Origin of the sequence: Arthrobacter sp. KBS0703 (assembly GCF_002008315.2) — a bacterium.
Classification (GTDB): Bacteria; Actinomycetota; Actinomycetes; order Actinomycetales; family Micrococcaceae; genus Arthrobacter.
This window is the reverse complement of record NZ_MVDG02000001.1, coordinates 2302422-2318769: the sequence shown is the minus strand read 5'-3', so window position 1 is coordinate 2318769 and position 16348 is coordinate 2302422. Positions and strand designations below refer to the sequence as shown.

Genomic DNA, 16348 nt, shown 5'->3' with positions numbered 1-16348 from the left:
GTGCCTCACTCAAGCTGTCGTCGGGACCGTCCGGGTATCCCGGCTGGCCATTATTTCAGGCGGGGGGCCGGAACCGAAGGCCCCGTCCAGGGGCTCACCGGGTTGCCCATCCAGTAGGTCCCTGCAGGAACGGTCTCGCCCCGCATGACCAGGGACGCCGGACCCACGGTGGCGCCCTTGCCCATCCGCGCCTGCGGCAGAATGACGCCGTGCGGGCCCATCGTTGCCCCGTCTTCGAGCGTAACAGTGTCAATGCTCATGATGCGGTCGTGGAAAAGGTGGGTCTGGACCACGCAGCCACGGTTGACCGTTGAGCTGGCGCCAAGGGTCACCAGGTCGGCCTCCGGCAGCCAATAGCTTTCACACCACGTGCCGCGGCCGATCCTGGCGCCGAGGGCCCGCAGCCACCAGACAAGGGCAGGCGTTCCGCTGGCAGACCTGGCGAACCAGGGCGCGCTGACCATCTCAATGAACGTGTCCACCACTTCGTTGCGCCAGATGAATGAGCTCCACAGCGGGTGCTCGCCGGCCTTGATCCTGCCCACCAGCAGCCATTTGGCGGCCACGGCGCTTCCGGCCGCCACGCCGCCGACGAGCAGGATGACCAGGCCGCCGAGTGCGGCCGCGGCGCCGTAGTTGAACATGGCTGCCAGCCAGTCAAACGTGACCATGACCGCCAGGGCCAGGGCAACGGTCAGCATCACCGGCACGAAGCGGCACAGTTCCCAAAGGGTCCTGGCCACCTTGAGCCCGAACGGCGGCTGGAACGTCCTGGTGTCATCGGACGCCACCGCCGTCCGCCGAAGCCTGACCGGCGGGCTGCCCAGCCACGAGGTGCCGGACTTCGCCTTGCTGGGCGTGGCGGACAGGACTGCAACCAAAGAATACTTCGGAACGTTGCGTCCCGCCGCGGTCATCCCCGAGTTGCCCAGGAAGGAACGCTTTCCGATCTTGGCAGGAGCGATCCGCATCCAGCCGCCGCCCAGTTCGTAGGAGGCCACCATCGTGTCATCGGCCAGGAAGGCGCCCTCGCCCACCGTGGTCATCTTCGGCAGCAGGAGGACGGTGGAGGCCTCCACATTCTTGCCGATCTTGGCTCCCAGCAGCCTCAGCCAGACCGGAGTGAAAAGGCTGGCGTAGATCGGGAACAGCAGGTCGCGGGCCAGGTCCAGGACGCGTTCGGTGGCCCATACCTGCCAGCCGATGCGGCTCCGGACGCGGTAGTAGCCTTCCTGGAGGCCCGTGCCCAGCAGGCGCGTGGTGCCCAGAATCAGCAGGGCATTGACCAGGAACCAGGTGAGGGAAGCCAGCGGCAGCGACGCCAGCAGCTGCGGCCACGCACCCACCAGGGATTCGCTTCCCCTGATAAACAGGAAAACCACCAGTGCGGCCGACACCGCTGAGGCGTAGGGAATCATGGCAAGGACTGCGGAGGCGGCGGCGAAGGCGGCGAACCAGAGCCGGCCGATGAGCGAGCCGACCGGCTGGACATCCGGCCAGTCCTGTTTGGCCTTGCCGCGGCGTTCGGCGGGGGAGCCGGCCACGACCTGCCCGGCCTTGACCTTGCCCAGGACCGCCGAGCCCGGCTCCACCTGGGCTGTCTCTTATACACATCTAGATGTGGATAAGAGACAGCGTGCTGCGGGCGCCGACCGTGGCGCCGGCCCGACGTGCACCCGGCCGATATGCACGATGTCGCCGTCGATCCACCACCCGGACAGGTCCACCTCGGGTTCGATGTTGCTGCCGCTGCCCAGGGCGAGGAATCCGGTGTCTCTTATACACATCTAGATGTGTATAAGAGACAGCGTGGACGTTGTTGCCGATCTTGGCTCCCAACGCCCTTGCGTAGTGGGGAACCCACGGAGCGCTGGCCAGGCTGATGGCGCTTGCGAGGTCCTGGATCTGCTCGGCGAGCCAGAGCCGCAGATGCACCCTGCCGGAACGGGGATACATCCCGGGCACGACGCCACGGAGCAACACCCGCGCCGCTGCCACCGAGATGGCCATCCGGCCGGGCGGGCTCACGAAGACGAGCCAGGACACCGCAACCCACCACCAGGACAACGTGGGAGCGGCGGCAAAGCCCGCGAACGCGGCGAGCAGGTTGTTGGCGGCCATGAGGTAGGTGAGCCAGCGCATGCCTACGAGGATGTGCAGCGGGATGCCCATGAGGGTCTGGAAGACCTGGGACTTTAGGGCCGTGGGCCGCACCGGCCGGTCCGGTGCGGGCCCCGCGGCGGCGCCTTCGGGCAGGGACTGCCGGGCGGCGTCGATCAGGGCGCCGACGCGCGGGGTGGCGTAGATGTCCGCCACCGTGATGGTGGGATAGCGGACACGGAGGGCCGAGACGAGCTGGGCTGCCGCCAGCGAGCCGCCGCCGTGGGCGAAGAAGTCTGCGTCGAGGCTTGCCACGGCGCTGCCAAGGACTGCCTGCCACTGGTCAACAATCCATTGGGCGTCGTCCGGCAGGTTCAGCGGCGCGGCCGCGGCGTCCGCCGCTCCGACCCCTTGGAGGGGCCACGGGAGTGCATGCCGGTCCACTTTTCCGCTGGTTTTCGTGGGCAGGCTTTCGACGACGGTCAGCATCGGGATGAGAGGTGCGGGCAGCGTGGCGAGGAGCTGCTCCCTGGATGCCACCAGGTCCAGTGCGGCGTCCCCTGCGGGTGCCAGGTATCCCACGAGGACCTGGTTGCCGGCGGCGGTGGTGCGGACCGCGGCGGCTGCACCTGCCACGCCCGGTAGGGACTGCAGGGCGGCGTCGATCTCGCCGAGTTCGATCCGGCGGCCGCCGAGCTTGACCTGTTCGTCGGCACGTCCCATGAAAATCAGGCCGGCCTGTTCGTAGCGGACGAGGTCGCCGGAGCGGTAGGCGCGGCGCCAGCCCAGCGAGGGCATGGGGGCGTACTTCTCCGCGTCCTTGAGAGGGTCGAGGTAGCGGGCCAGGCCGACGCCGCCGATGATGAGTTCGCCGATTTCCCCTTCGGCTACGGGAACGCCGCTGGCATCAACCACGGCGAGGTCCCAGCCGTCGAGGGGCAGGCCGATCCTGACCGGACCGCTGCCGCCCAGGGGCGCGGCGCAGGCAACGACGGTCGCCTCGGTGGGGCCGTAGGTGTTCCAGACCTCGCGGCCCTCCACGGCGAGGCGTTCGGCGAGTTCCGGCGGGCACGCTTCGCCGCCGAAAATCAGCAGCCGGACACTTTCGAGGGACTCGGCCGGCCACAGGGCCGCGAGGGTGGGCACCGTTGAGACAACGGTGATGCCGTGGCTGATGAGCCACGGCCCCAGGTCCATCCCCGTGCGGACCAGCGCGCGGGGAGCCGGCACGAGGCACGCGCCATGGCGCCAGGCCAGCCACATCTCTTCGCACGACGCGTCGAAGGCCACGGACAGGCCGGCGAGCACACGGTCCTGCGGCCCCACGGGTTCATCCTGCAGGAAGATCCTGGCTTCGGCGTCCACGAAGGCCGCCGCGGAACGGTGCGGGACGGCCACTCCCTTGGGCGTCCCCGTGGAACCGGACGTGAAGATGACCCAGGCGTCGTCGTCGGGCCGTGCGGTGCGCGGCCCGGGGTACGGCCGGGGACGATTCTTGTCGGTGACGATGTCCCCGTGGGCCCGCAGGATCCCCGACACGCCAGCCTCACCAAACACCAGCTTGGCGCGCTCGTCGGGATCGTCGGCGTCGACCGGGACATAGGCCGCGCCGACCAGCATGACGGCCAGGATGGAGATGTAGAGCTCATTCGTGCCGGAGGGGATCCTGACGCCGATCCTGTCGCCCGCGCCGAGGCCGGCCAGATGCAGCCGGCGGCCGGCGGCCCGAACCTCTGCCATGAGCTGCGAATAGCTCAGGGACTGGTGGCCGTCGTCCAGCGCCGATGCGTCGGGAAAACGGCTGGCGGAATCGGTCAGGATGTCCAGCAGCGTGCGCTCCGGCGGCGCCGCCGCAGCGTGCGCTCCGGCGGCCCGCGGCGCCACCGGGCAGCTGCGGGGCGTGCACGACGGCGGCCGGCGCCTCATCAGTGGGAGTGGTGCCGGTGGTCTGCGGTAGCTGGTCATTCACAGGGTGATTCTTTCCCGGCAACATGAACGGAAGGTGTCGCGGTTTGCCTGGTGTTCACCGGCGCCGGCGGCGGGTAGCCGCTTAGGGAACCAGCAGGACCTTGCCGGTGGTGCGGCGGCCCTCGAGGTCCTCATGGGCGCGCCGGGCCTCGGCCAGCGGATACGTGGCACCGATGCGGACCTTCAGGTCTCCGCTGGCTGCGGCGGCGAAGACCTCGCTGGCGCGCCAGCGCCGCTCCTGCTCGTTGAGCAGGAAATGCGCGAGCGAGGGCCGGGTCAGGGTCAGCGATCCGCCCGCGTTGAGCCGCTGCGGATCAAACGGCGGCACCGGACCGGAGGCGGCACCAAACAGGACCAGGGAACCCCTGGTGCGCAGGCAGGACAGTGACCCGTCGAACGTGTCCCTTCCCACGCCGTCGTACACCACGTGCACGCCGGTCCCGTCCGTCAGCTCCCTGACCTGGTGCGGGAAGCCGTGGTAGCGGAGCACATGGTCGGCGCCGGCCTCCAAGGCGAGCGCTTCCTTCTCGTCGGTAGAAACGGTGGTGATGACCCGCGCCCCCTTGGCTTTGAGCAACTGGATCAGGAGGAGGCCGACGCCGCCGGCTCCGGCATGCGTCAGGACGGTGTGGCCGGGTTCCACCCGGAAGGAGGAGTTGATGAGGTAATGCGCGGTCATGCCCTGCAGCGGCAGCGCCGCGGCGGTGAGGTCGTCCACTCCGTCCGGGACCGGGAGGGCCTTGCTGGCATCCAGGACGGTGTAGCGCGCGTAGCACCTGGAGCCTTCGGCCGTGGCCACCCTGTCCCCGACGGCGACGGCGGTGACGCCCTCGCCGATTTCCTCGACCGTTCCCGAGGCCTCGGAGCCGGGAACGAACGGGAACGGCACGTTATACGTGCCGTTCCGCTGGTACGTGTCAATGAAGTTGACGCCGGTTGCCGCAACCTTGAGCAGGACCTGGCCGGGGCCAGGAACGGGGCGTTCCACTTCCGTGAGATCCAGGACTTCCGGCCCGCCCGGCTGTGGGGCAACGATGGCGTGTGTCATTGAATGTCTCCTTTTCCGGCGCCGGACCTCCGGCACCTGATCCTCACTTCATCCTAGGGACCGGGGTGCTGAAGGGTGAAGTCGGACCGCCTGCTGGTCGGCGTGCAACGGCGCGCCGCAGGTCCTGCCGTGTCGGTCAGTAGCGCCGGGTGACGGTGGCCATGGGGCATTCGAAGTGGCGACCGGCGGAGAGCCCTACGTCATTAAGGTAGCGGACGATGATGCCGTAGGACTGCAGCAGCGTGGTCTCCGTGTACGGGACCTGGTGCTTGGCGCAGAACTCCCGGACGATCACGGCGGCCTTATCCAGCTGCGGGCGGGCCATGTCGGGGAAGAGGTGGTGCTCGGCCTGGCGGTTGAGGCCGCCAAGCAGAATGTCCATGAAGCGGCCGCCGGAGATGTTCCGGGACGTCAGGACCTGGCGGCTGAAGAAGTCCACGCGGCTGTCCGCGGGCAGAACGGGCATGCCCTTGTGGTTCGGGGCGAAAGAAGCGCCCATGTAGAAACCGAAGACGGCGAGCTGGACGCCGATGAACGCCAGGGCCATGCCCCACGGCAGGAAGGTGAAGGTGAGGACCGGCAGGACGCTGAGCCTGGCCAGGAGGATGGGCAATTCAACCCAGCGGTGCGTGACCTGGGCGCGGCGGAAGATGAACTTGACCGAATCGATCTGCAGGCCGAGGCCGACCAGGAACAGCAGCGGGAAGAAGAACCAGCCCTGCTTGCGCGTCAGGAAGGAGAACCGTCCCTGCCGGGCTTCAACCGCTTCGGTGTGGAAAGCGATCGGTCCGGGGGCGATGTCGGGGTCCTTGGAAATGACGTTCGGGTGGTTGTGGTGGGCGCCATGCTTCTGCTCCCACCAGGAATAGCTCATGCCGGCCACGGAAGTGGCGAGCAGCCTGGCCGCCCAATCGTTGGCACGCCGGGAGGCGAAGATCTGGCGGTGCCCGGCCTCGTGGGCCAGGAAGCTCAGCTGGGTGCACAGGATGCCCAGGGCGGCGGCGATGAGGAGCTGAAACCAGCTGTCACCGATGAGCGCGAAACCGAACCAGGTGGCCGTCATCAGGAGCACCAGGACGGAGAAGACCGTGATGTAGAAACCGACGCGTCGCTCGAGGAGGCCCTCGGCCTTAACGGTCTTGAGGAGTTCTGAGTAGCTCAAGACAACCGCATTGGATTGCCGGACCCGGGACTGCGGGCGTTCTGAAGTGAGGGAGGGGGTCATGAACTGCATGCCTCGTAACTGTTACGGGCAACGCTGCAGCCGACATTCGGCCCGCAGCGGTCTGGATTACCCTCTCTCAAGCATACGCCGGGCGTAGTAGTCCAATGTTTCGGGAAACCCGGAGCGCGGGACGATTCCGGGCGCACCAACGCAGTGCATAAATATCGGAACCTATGCATAGTCTTGCTGTATAGTCGTTCCCATGACTATTTCTGTTGCCGTTTCCGGCGCTAGCGGCTACGCCGGCGGCGAAGTGCTCCGCCTCCTGGCCGGTCATCCCGACGTCACCATCGGTGCCATCACCGCGCACAGCAACGCCGGTTCCAGACTAGGCGAACTGCAGCCCCATCTCCATGGCCTGGCAAGCAGGATTCTTGAAGACACCACGGTGGACAACCTGTCCGGGCACGACGTCGTGTTCCTGGCGCTGCCGCATGGCGCCTCGGCGGAGATAGCAGCGCAGCTGCCCGAAGGCACCGTGGTGATCGACGCCGGAGCGGACCACCGGCTGGAAGACGCCGCAGCGTGGGAGAAGTTCTACGGCTCCGCGCACGCCGGCACCTGGCCCTACGGTCTGCCGGAGCTCCCCGGCCAGCGCGAGAAACTCAAAGGCGCCACCCGGATCGCCGTGCCCGGCTGCTATCCGACGTCGGCGCTGCTGGCGCTCACCCCCGGGTTCGCCGCTGGGCTGCTCCAGGTCGAGGACGTCGTCATCGTCGCCGCCTCGGGCACGTCGGGGGCCGGGAAGGCCGCCAAGGTGAACCTGATCGGCGCCGAGGTCATGGGCTCAATGAGCCCGTACGGCGTGGGCGGCGGCCACCGGCATACGCCCGAAATCGAGCAGGGGCTCGGCAACGCAGCGGGGGAGCCCGTGACGGTGTCCTTCACGCCCACGCTCGCCCCCATGAGCCGCGGCATCCTCACCACCGCCACGGCCCGGGTCAAGCCCGGAGTGACGGCCGAACAACTGCGCAGCGCCTGGGCCGAGGCCTACGACGACGAACCGTTCGTGCACCTGCTTCCGGAAGGCCAGTGGCCCTCCACGAAGTCGGTCCAGGGGTCCAACCACGCTGCCATGCAGCTGGCCTTCGACGAACACGCTGGCCGCGTCATCGTCACGTGCGCCATCGACAACCTCACGAAAGGGACCGCCGGCGGCGCCGTGCAGTCCATGAACATTGCCCTCGGCCTGGCGGAGACCGCCGGCCTCAACCTGCAGGGAGTTGCCCCGTGACCGTTACCGCCCCCAAGGGATTCCGCGCCGCGGGCGTCAAGGCCGGCCTCAAAGCCTCCGGAAACCCGGACCTCGCACTCGTGGTCAACGACGGCCCGTCGCAGGCGGCCGCAGCCGTCTTCACGTCCAACCGCGTGGCCGCCGCCCCCGTCCACTGGTCCCGCCAGGTGGTCTCGGACGGCCGCGTGGACGCCGTCATCCTGAACTCCGGCGGAGCCAACGCCTGCACCGGACCGCAGGGCTTCCAGAACACCCACACCACGGCAGAGAAAACCGCCGAGGTCCTCGGCATTTCAGCCACGGACGTCTTCGTCTGTTCCACCGGACTGATCGGCGAGCAGCTGCCCATGGACAAGATCGTCCCGGGGATCGACGCCGCCGCTGCCGCGCTCAGCGCGGACGGCGGAACGGACGCCGCGACGGCCATCATGACCACGGACACGGTGCCGAAGCAGGCAGTCTTCACCGGCGTGGACGCCGAAGGCAATGAATTCACCATCGGCGGCATCGCCAAGGGCGCCGGCATGCTCGCGCCCGGCCTTGCCACCATGCTGGTGGTCCTCACCACCGACGCCGACGTCCAGCCGGAAATGCTCGACGTCGTCCTCCGCGACGCCACGCGCGTCACCTTCGACCGGGCGGACTCGGACGGCTGCATGTCCACCAACGACACCGTGGTCCTGATGGCCTCCGGTGCCTCCGGTGCCGTGCCGTCCGCCGAGGCATTCGGCGAGGGCCTCACCGGCGTGTGCGCCGAGCTGGCCCGCAAGCTGATCGGCGACGCCGAAGGCGCAAGCCACGACATCGCCATCCGCACGTTCAACGCGGCCAGCGAACGGGACGCCGAAATTGTCAGCCGCGCCGTGGCCCGGTCCAACCTCTTCAAGGCCGCCATCTTCGGCAAGGACCCGAACTGGGGACGTGTCCTGTCCGCGGTCGGAACCACGGACGCCGTCTTCGAACCCGACGAGCTGAACGTCTCCATGAACGGCATCCAGATCTGCCAGAACGGCAGCATCGGCCAGGACCGGAAACTCGTGGACCTGGAGCCGAGGGAAGTGCTGGTGGAGATCGACCTCCAGGCCGGCGGCGCGGAAGCCACCGTCTGGACCAACGACCTCACGCACGAGTACGTCCACGAGAACAGCGCCTACTCAAGCTAGATCCACCAGCCATCCCTGGAGAACAGCCCGCATGAACACCCAGACCCGCGAGACCACGTCCATGAGTGATGCCCAGGACAAGGCCGGCACGCTGATCGAGGCCCTGCCGTGGATCCAGCGCTTCGCCGGAACCACCATGGTGATCAAGTACGGCGGCAACGCCATGGTCAACGATGAACTCCGCCGTGCCTTCGCCGAGGATGTCGTGTTCCTGCACCACGTGGGGATCCACCCCGTGGTGGTCCACGGCGGCGGCCCGCAGATCAACGCCATGCTGAGCCGGCTGGGCATCGAATCCGAGTTCAAGGGCGGCCTGCGTGTCACCACCCCCGAGGCGATGGATGTGGTGCGCATGGTCCTCACCGGCCAGGTGGGCCGCGAACTCGTGGGCCTGATCAACTCCCACGGTCCGTACGCCGTCGGCATGTCGGGCGAGGACGGCGGCCTGCTGCGCGCGGTCCGCACCGGAACGGTCGTCGACGGCGAAGAGGTGGACCTTGGCCTGGTGGGCGAGGTCGTGGGCGTGAACCCGGAGGGAATCGTCGACATCCTGGCCGCCGGCCGGATTCCGGTGATCTCCACCGTGGCCCCGGAGATTTTCGACGACGGCGGGGCCGACGGCGGGTCCCAGCGCGTCCAGACCACCGGGCAGGTCCTCAACGTCAACGCGGACACAGCCGCCGCCGCGCTGGCCGAGGCACTCGGCGCCTCGAAACTGGTGATCCTGACCGACGTCGAAGGCCTGTTCGCGGACTGGCCGGACCGTTCCTCGCTGATTTCGTCGCTGACGGCCTCCGAGCTCCGGGACCTGCTGCCGTCGCTCGAATCCGGCATGATCCCCAAGATGGAGGCCTGCCTGAAGGCGGTCGACGGCGGGGTGGAGCGCGCGCACATCGTGGACGGGCGCCTCGCCCACTCCATGCTGCTTGAAACATTTACGACGGCGGGAATCGGCACCCAAGTGGTCCCGGACGAGGAGACGAACGCATGAGCAACTTTGAACAATCCGCAGTCGCTGAGCAATCCCCGGTGGCCGAGCTGGTGGAAACACGCGGCCATGCCGGCGCGGAATGGCTGGCCCGCTATTCGTCCTCGCTCATGGGCGTGTTCGGCACGCCGCAGCGCGTCCTGGTCCGCGGAGCCGGCTGCCTGGTCTGGGACGCCGACGGCAAGGAATACCTGGACCTGCTCGGCGGCATCGCCGTGAACGCCCTGGGCCACGCCCACCCGTTCGTGACGTCCGTGATCGCCAGCCAGCTGGCCACGCTGGGGCACGTTTCCAATTTTTTCACCAGCCCCACGCAGATCGCCCTGGCCGAGAAGCTCCTGGCCTTGAGCAAGGCGCCGTCAGGCTCGAAGGTCTTCTTCACGAACTCCGGCACCGAGGCCAATGAGGCCGCCTTCAAACTGGCCCGCCGGAATTCCGCCGGTCCCGACGGCAAACCCAGGACCCGGATCATCGCGCTCGAGGGCGCCTTCCACGGCCGGACCATGGGGGCGCTGGCCCTCACGGCGAAGGAAGCGTACCGGGCGCCCTTCGAACCGCTGCCCGGCGGCGTGGTCCACATTCCGTTCGGCGACGTTGAAGCCCTCCGCAACGCCGTGGACGATACCGTCGCAGCGGTCTTCCTCGAACCCATCCAGGGGGAAGCCGGCGTCCGGCCCCTCCCGGCCGGCTACCTGCAGGCGGCCCGCGAGCTCACATCCCAGGCCGGTGCCCTGCTGATCCTGGATGAAGTGCAGACGGGCATCGGCCGGACCGGAAAATGGCTGGCCAGCGACGACGCCGGGATCGTCCCCGATGCCGTCACCCTGGCCAAGGGCCTTGGCGGCGGTTTCCCCATCGGAGCCCTGGTCACGTTCGGCGAGAAGACCTCGTCCCTGCTGACCGCCGGACAGCACGGCACCACCTTCGGCGGCAACCCCGTGGCCACGGCCGCGGCCCTGGCCACCCTGCACGCCGTCGAAAGCCAGCACGTGCTGGACAACGTCCGGGCGGTCGGCGAGCACCTCCGCGCTGCCCTGGCCGGCGTCGACGGCGTCACGGAAGTCCGCGGCGAGGGACTCCTGATCGGCTTCGACCTCGACGCCGATGTTGCCCCCGCCGCCGTCACGGCCGCGCTCGACGCCGGCTTCATCATCAACAGCCCCGGGCCGCGCACCATCCGCCTGGCCCCGCCGCTCATCCTCACGGAAGACCAGGCAGACCGTTTTCTGGCCGCCCTTCCGGCCATCCTGCAAACCGCAAAGGAAGCACAGTGACTGCAGCAGTGACTCCCAAACCCATGACCCGCCACTTCCTCAAGGACACCGACCTCAGCCCTGCCGAGCAGGCCGAAGTCCTCGAACTGGCCGTCCGCATGAAAGCGGCGCCGTACAGTGTCCAGCCCTTTGCCGCGGACGGCAGCGGCCGCAAGACCGTGGCCGTGATCTTCGACAAGACCTCCACCCGGACCCGGGTTTCCTTCGCCACCGGGGTGGCGGACATGGGCGGAAACGCCCTGATCATCAACCCCGGCGAAGCGCAGATCGGCCACAAGGAATCCGTCGAGGACACTGCAAGGGTGCTGGAGCGCATGGTCTCCACCATCGTGTGGCGGACGGGCGCACACTCCGGGCTCGTTGCGATGGCGGAAAACTCCCGGGTTCCCGTGATCAACGCCCTGTGCGATGACTACCACCCCTGCCAGCTGCTGGCGGACCTCCTGGCCGTCAAGGAGCACAAGGGCGAACTCAAGGGGCTCACCATGGCCTACCTCGGGGATGCCGCCAACAACATGGCCAACTCCTACCTGCTGGCCGGTGTCACCGCCGGAATGCACGTCCGGATCGCCGGCCCCGAAGGCTACCTGCCCGCCGCCCGGCATCGTGGCCGCCGCCCAGGAGCGCGCCGCCGACACCGCGGCGGCTCGGTCCTGATCACCTCGGACGCCGCGGAAGCACTCAAGGGCGCCGACGTCGTGGCCACCGACACCTGGGTATCCATGGGCCAGGAAGCGGAGAAGGAAGCCCGGCTGCAGCTGTTCCGTGAGTACGCCGTCGACGAGGCCGCCATGGCACAGGCGGCGGAAGACGCCGTCGTGCTTCACTGCCTGCCCGCGTACCGGGGCTACGAGATCTCGGCGGGCGTCATCGACGGCCCGCAGTCCATCGTGTGGGACGAGGCCGAAAACCGCCTGCACGCGCAGAAGGCGCTCATGGCCTGGCTCATGCACCGCTCCGGGCTGGCAGTCGTTGACGGGCTGGCGCCGGTTGACGGGCTGGCGCCGGTTGACGGGCTGGCGCCGGGGGCAGGGCAGGCCTAGTTGTCCGTCCAGCCCCCGTCGCCGGGCGCGAGCCCGGCCACCAAGACAGCCCGCCAGGCGCGGATCACCGCCATCTTGACGGGCGAATCGGTGCGCTCCCAGGCGGAGCTCGCCGCTCTGCTGGCCGACGACGGCGTGCAGGTCACCCAGGCCACGCTGTCGCGGGACCTCGTTGAACTCGGCGCGGTCCGCGTGCGCGGCAAGGAGGGGGTCCTGGTTTACGCCGTCCCCGGTGAGGGCGGGGAGCGCGCTGCCAAGAGCGGGGTCAGCCAGGAAATCCTCGACGCGCGGCTGGCCCGGCTGTGCGGGGAACTCCTGGTGACTGCCGAGGCATCGGGGAACATCGCCGTGCTGCGGACGCCTCCCGGGGCGGCGAACTTCCTCGCCCTCGCGATCGACCATTCCGTCATGCCGTCCATCCTGGGCACCATAGCGGGGGACGACACTGTGCTGCTGGTTGCCCGGGATCCCTTGGGTGGACCTGAGCTCGCGGCCCGGTTCCTGCGGCTCGCCGAGGAAGCCGGCGCCGGCCAGTAGCCGGCCAGTTGCCGGCCGCGTGCGTCGGTGTGAAAGGCTTTCACCGGGCGGCTTTTTTCAGGCGAATTTATTCAGACAAGCATGATCATCAAAACAACTAAGGAGCATTTCAAGTGACTGAGCGTATTGTTCTGGCCTACTCCGGTGGCCTCGATACTTCCGTAGCCATCGGCTGGATCGGTGAAGCCACCGGCGCCGAGGTCATCGCCGTGGCGGTCGACGTCGGGCAGGGCGGCGAATCACTGGAGACCATCCGCCAGCGCGCGCTGGGCTGCGGCGCCGTCGAAGCCTACGTGGCCGACGCCAGCGACGAGTTCGCCAACGAATACTGTGTGCCCACGCTGAAGGCCAACGCGCTCTACCAGGGTCACTACCCGCTGGTGTCCGCGATCTCCCGCCCGGTGATCGTCAAGCACCTGGTCAAGGCCGCCCGCGAATTCGGCGCCACCACCGTGGCCCACGGCTGCACCGGTAAAGGCAACGACCAGGTCCGCTTCGAAGTGGGCATCCAGACCCTCGGCCCGGACCTGAAGTGCATCGCCCCGGTCCGCGACCTCGCGCTGACCCGCGACAAGGCCATCGCCTTCGCCGAGGAAAAGGGACTGCCGATCGAGACCACCAAGAAGAACCCGTACTCGATCGACCAGAACGTCTGGGGCCGCGCCGTCGAAACCGGTTACCTCGAGGACATCTGGAACGCCCCCACCAAGGACATCTACGACTACACCGCCGCCCCGGAATTCCCGCCGGCACCGGATGAGGTCACCATCTCCTTCGAAGCCGGCGTGCCGGTGGCGATCGACGGCGTCAAGGTCACCCCGCTGCAGGCCATCAAGGAGCTGAACCGCCGCGCCGGTGCCCAGGGCGTGGGCCGGATTGACGTCGTCGAGGACCGCCTCGTCGGCATCAAGTCCCGCGAAATCTACGAGGCTCCCGGCGCCATGGCCCTGATCACGGCCCACAAGCACCTCGAGGACATCACCATCGAGCGCGAGCAGGCCCGCTTCAAGGCCACTGTCGGCCAGCGCTGGGCCGAGCTGGTCTACGACGGCCAGTGGTTCTCCCCGCTGAAGCGCTCACTGGACGCTTTCATCGAAGACACCCAGAAGTATGTCTCCGGCGACATCCGCATGGTGCTGCACGGCGGCCAGGCTATCGTCAACGGACGCCGTTCGGAGACGTCGCTGTACGACTTCGACCTCGCCACGTACGACACCGGCGACACCTTCGACCAGTCCATGGCCCGCGGCTTCATCGAGCTGTGGGGCATGTCCGCCAAGGTTGCCTCCGGCCGCGACATCCGCGTCGCAGGACAGTAATCCCTGTGGCTGAGCCTGTCGAAACCCAGAAGTCCGAAGCGACCAATACAGGCGCACTGTGGGGCGGCCGGTTCGCCGGCGGCCCCGCGGACGCCCTCGCCGCCCTGAGCAAGTCCACGCACTTTGACTGGCGGCTGGCCCGCTACGACATCGCCGGGTCCAAGGCGCACGCCCGCGTGCTGCACAAGGCCGGGCTGCTGGACGACGCCGAGCTCGAAGGCATGCTCGACGCCCTGAGCCGGCTGGACGACGACGTCGCCTCCGGCGCCTACCTGCCGGCGGAGTCCGACGAGGACGTGCACGGTTCGCTGGAGCGCGGCCTGATCGAGCGGGCCGGCACCCAGCTCGGCGGCAAGCTCCGCGCCGGGAGGTCCCGCAACGACCAGGTGGCCACCCTCGGCCGCATGTTCCTGCGCGACCACGCCCGGATCATCGCCCGCGGCGTCCTGGCCACCATCGACGCGCTGGTGGACCAGGCGAAGGCCCACCAGGGAGTGGCCATGCCCGGCCGCACCCACCTGCAGCACGCCCAGCCGGTCCTGCTCAGCCACCACCTGCTGGCCCACGCCTGGGCGCTGCTGCGCGATGTGCAGCGGCTGGCCGACTGGGACAAGCGCGCCGGGGTTTCGCCCTACGGTTCGGGTGCCCTCGCCGGCTCCTCGCTGGGCCTTGACCCGGAGGCCGTGGCCGCGGACCTGGGCTTCTTCTCGGCAACGCACAACTCGATCGACGGCACCGCCTCCCGCGACGTCTTCGCCGAGTTCGCCTGGGTCACCGCCATGATCGGCGTGGACCTGTCCCGCGTGTCGGAGGAGGTCATCCTGTGGGCCACCAAGGAGTTCTCCTTCGTGACACTGCACGATTCCTACTCCACCGGTTCCTCGATCATGCCGCAGAAGAAGAACCCGGACGTGGCGGAGCTGGCGCGCGGCAAGGCAGGGCGCCTGATCGGCAACCTGACCGGGCTGCTGGCCACGCTCAAGGGACTGCCGCTCGCGTACAACCGCGACCTGCAGGAGGACAAGGAGCCGGTGTTCGACGCCGCCGACACCCTGGAGGTCCTGCTCCCGGCAGTCTCCGGCATGATTGCGACGCTGACGTTCAACACCGAACGAATGGAATCGCTGGCTCCGCAGGGCTTCGCGCTGGCCACGGACATCGCCGAATGGCTGGTCCGCCAGGGTGTTCCGTTCCGTGAGGCGCATGAGCTCTCGGGTGCCGCCGTGAAGCAGGCCGAAAGCCGCGACGTCGAGCTGTGGGACCTGACAGATGCCGAGTACGCGGCCATCTCCGAGCACCTCACGCCCGAGGTCCGCACTGTCCTGAGCACGGAAGGCTCGCTCAACAGCCGGAACTCGCAGGGCGGGACGGCGCCGGCCGCCGTCGAACGCCAGCTTGCCGCGCTGGAAAGCGAGCTAGCCGGCGTCCGCGGGTACGCAGGCTGACAGCCACACGCTCTCTCAGTTGTTGCAGCTTTCTGGCCAGCGCTCACTCACTTTCCGCAAGAAAGTGAGAGAGCGTGGCCGATATTCATGCAACAACTGAGAGAGCGTTGGGGTCTACCGCCGAAAGCTCCCCGCAGGCCCGGCACGACCGCCGGCACATCAGGCATTTCTACGGCCCCGGCCGGCCGCGGGACCTGCGTTAAGGCCGATTAACTGTCCGCTACGATTGCCGTATGACCGCAATCACACCTGACACGGTTCTCGCCGAACTTCACCACGCGGCCGACGTCGTTGCCTCCCTCGCCGCAAAGCTCACCGAGGAAGACGTCCCGGCGCCCTCACTTCTCCCCGGCTGGACGCGCGGACATGTGCTGGCGCACATCACCGGCATCTCGAATGCCATGGCCCGGCAGCTTGAATTCGCATCCCGCGGTGAAACGGTGGAGCTTTACGACGGCGGCTACGACGGCCGCACGAGTGCCATCGAAGCAGCTGCCGGCCATGGCATCGACGAACACCGCCGCGACCTCGCCGCAGCGCTCGAACGGGCCCTTCGGGCGTTCGACTCGCTGGAACCGGGCGGCTGGCAGGTCCCCATTTCCTACCGCGGGGGAGTGGTGCTCGACGGCGGCCAGGCCCTGTGGCGCGAACTCGTGATCCATGCGTCAGACCTCGGCGCCGGGCGCGGGCCGGAAACCTGGAGCAGGCAGTTCTGCGAACACCTCTTCGATTTCCTGTCGGCCCGTGTGCCGGAAGGACAGAAGTTCGTGCTCCAGCCCCTCGGCCTGCCGCCGGTCGCCATCGGTACCGGCGGCCATTCCACGGTCATCAGCGGAATGGTCACCGACATCGCGGCCTGGCTCGCAGGCCGCGAACCGTCACTCGGCAGCCTGCTGTCTCTTATACACATCTAGATGTGTATAGCGGCCGACGGCGTGGACCTGCCGAAGCTGCTGCCGTGGCCGTCGGGAGTTCCGGCGTCCCAGTAGGGCCCGGCCGGCGTC

10 protein-coding genes and 2 pseudogenes are annotated in these 16348 nt (G+C 68.3%); 9 read left to right on the top strand and 3 right to left on the bottom strand.

Translation table 11 applies throughout. From position 1 onward, the window contains the following. Positions 1-50 precede the first annotated feature (50 nt). The 3 genes and pseudogenes from B1A87_RS10900 to B1A87_RS10890 form a co-directional block, all read right to left on the bottom strand. Positions 51-4069, bottom strand: a pseudogene (locus tag B1A87_RS10900) (Pls/PosA family non-ribosomal peptide synthetase). An 81-nt stretch (positions 4070-4150) separates the two neighbouring features. Next, positions 4151-5116, bottom strand: a complete 966-nt coding sequence (locus B1A87_RS10895; protein WP_078026477.1) for a quinone oxidoreductase — start codon at positions 5114-5116, stop codon at positions 4151-4153. A 136-nt stretch (positions 5117-5252) separates the two neighbouring features. Further along, complete coding sequence (locus B1A87_RS10890; protein WP_078026507.1) at positions 5253-6341, bottom strand: acyl-CoA desaturase; 1089 nt, start codon at positions 6339-6341, stop codon at positions 5253-5255. A gap of 202 nt (positions 6342-6543) precedes the next feature. On the opposite strand from B1A87_RS10890, the gene argC reads away from it, so the two are divergent. The 9 genes and pseudogenes from argC (at position 6544) to B1A87_RS10845 (ending at position 16333) form a co-directional block, all read left to right on the top strand. Then, entirely contained in the window at positions 6544-7575 is a 1032-nt protein-coding gene (argC, locus tag B1A87_RS10885; protein ID WP_078026478.1) for an N-acetyl-gamma-glutamyl-phosphate reductase, read from the top strand. Continuing rightward, positions 7572-8738 carry a bifunctional glutamate N-acetyltransferase/amino-acid acetyltransferase ArgJ gene (gene argJ, locus B1A87_RS10880; RefSeq protein WP_078026479.1) on the top strand — a complete coding sequence of 389 codons (1167 nt, stop codon included), beginning with the start codon at positions 7572-7574 and terminating at the stop codon, positions 8736-8738. Before argC ends, argJ begins: the two co-directional genes overlap by 4 nt. Positions 8739-8769: 31 nt before the next feature. Continuing rightward, the gene (argB, locus tag B1A87_RS10875) at positions 8770-9729 is read left to right on the top strand and encodes an acetylglutamate kinase (protein WP_078026480.1); all 960 of its coding nucleotides are present in this window, start codon (positions 8770-8772) and stop codon (positions 9727-9729) included. After that, entirely contained in the window at positions 9726-11000 is a 1275-nt protein-coding gene (locus tag B1A87_RS10870; protein WP_078026481.1) for an acetylornithine transaminase, read from the top strand. The genes argB and B1A87_RS10870 overlap by 4 nt, the downstream gene beginning before the upstream one ends. Continuing rightward, positions 10997-12043, top strand: a complete 1047-nt coding sequence (argF, locus tag B1A87_RS10865; protein WP_260680789.1) for an ornithine carbamoyltransferase — start codon at positions 10997-10999, stop codon at positions 12041-12043. Before B1A87_RS10870 ends, argF begins: the two co-directional genes overlap by 4 nt. Continuing rightward, positions 12044-12580, top strand: coding sequence for an arginine repressor (locus tag B1A87_RS10860; RefSeq protein WP_078026483.1), 537 nt, complete (start codon positions 12044-12046; stop codon positions 12578-12580). A gap of 113 nt (positions 12581-12693) precedes the next feature. Then, on the top strand, positions 12694-13899 hold the full coding sequence (locus B1A87_RS10855; protein ID WP_078026484.1) for an argininosuccinate synthase: 1206 nt from the start codon (positions 12694-12696) through the stop codon (positions 13897-13899). A 5-nt stretch (positions 13900-13904) separates the two neighbouring features. Then, positions 13905-15344 (top strand): argininosuccinate lyase, encoded by a 1440-nt coding sequence (argH, locus tag B1A87_RS10850; protein ID WP_078026485.1) that lies wholly within the window; start codon positions 13905-13907, stop codon positions 15342-15344. A gap of 233 nt (positions 15345-15577) precedes the next feature. Beyond that, a pseudogene (locus B1A87_RS10845) lies at positions 15578-16333 on the top strand (maleylpyruvate isomerase family mycothiol-dependent enzyme). Positions 16334-16348: the final 15 nt, after the last annotated feature.

Bases quoted from the DNA above. Each gene is read 5' to 3' on its own strand.
- B1A87_RS10895 (WP_078026477.1), bottom strand. From the start codon at position 5,116: ATGACACACGCCATCGTTGCCCCACAGCCGGGCGGGCCGGAAGTCCTG.
- B1A87_RS10890 (WP_078026507.1), bottom strand. From the start codon at position 6,341: ATGACCCCCTCCCTCACTTCAGAACGCCCGCAGTCCCGGGTCCGGCAA.
- argC (WP_078026478.1), top strand. From the start codon at position 6,544: ATGACTATTTCTGTTGCCGTTTCCGGCGCTAGCGGCTACGCCGGCGGC.
- argB (WP_078026480.1), top strand. From the start codon at position 8,770: ATGAACACCCAGACCCGCGAGACCACGTCCATGAGTGATGCCCAGGAC.
- B1A87_RS10870 (WP_078026481.1), top strand. From the start codon at position 9,726: ATGAGCAACTTTGAACAATCCGCAGTCGCTGAGCAATCCCCGGTGGCC.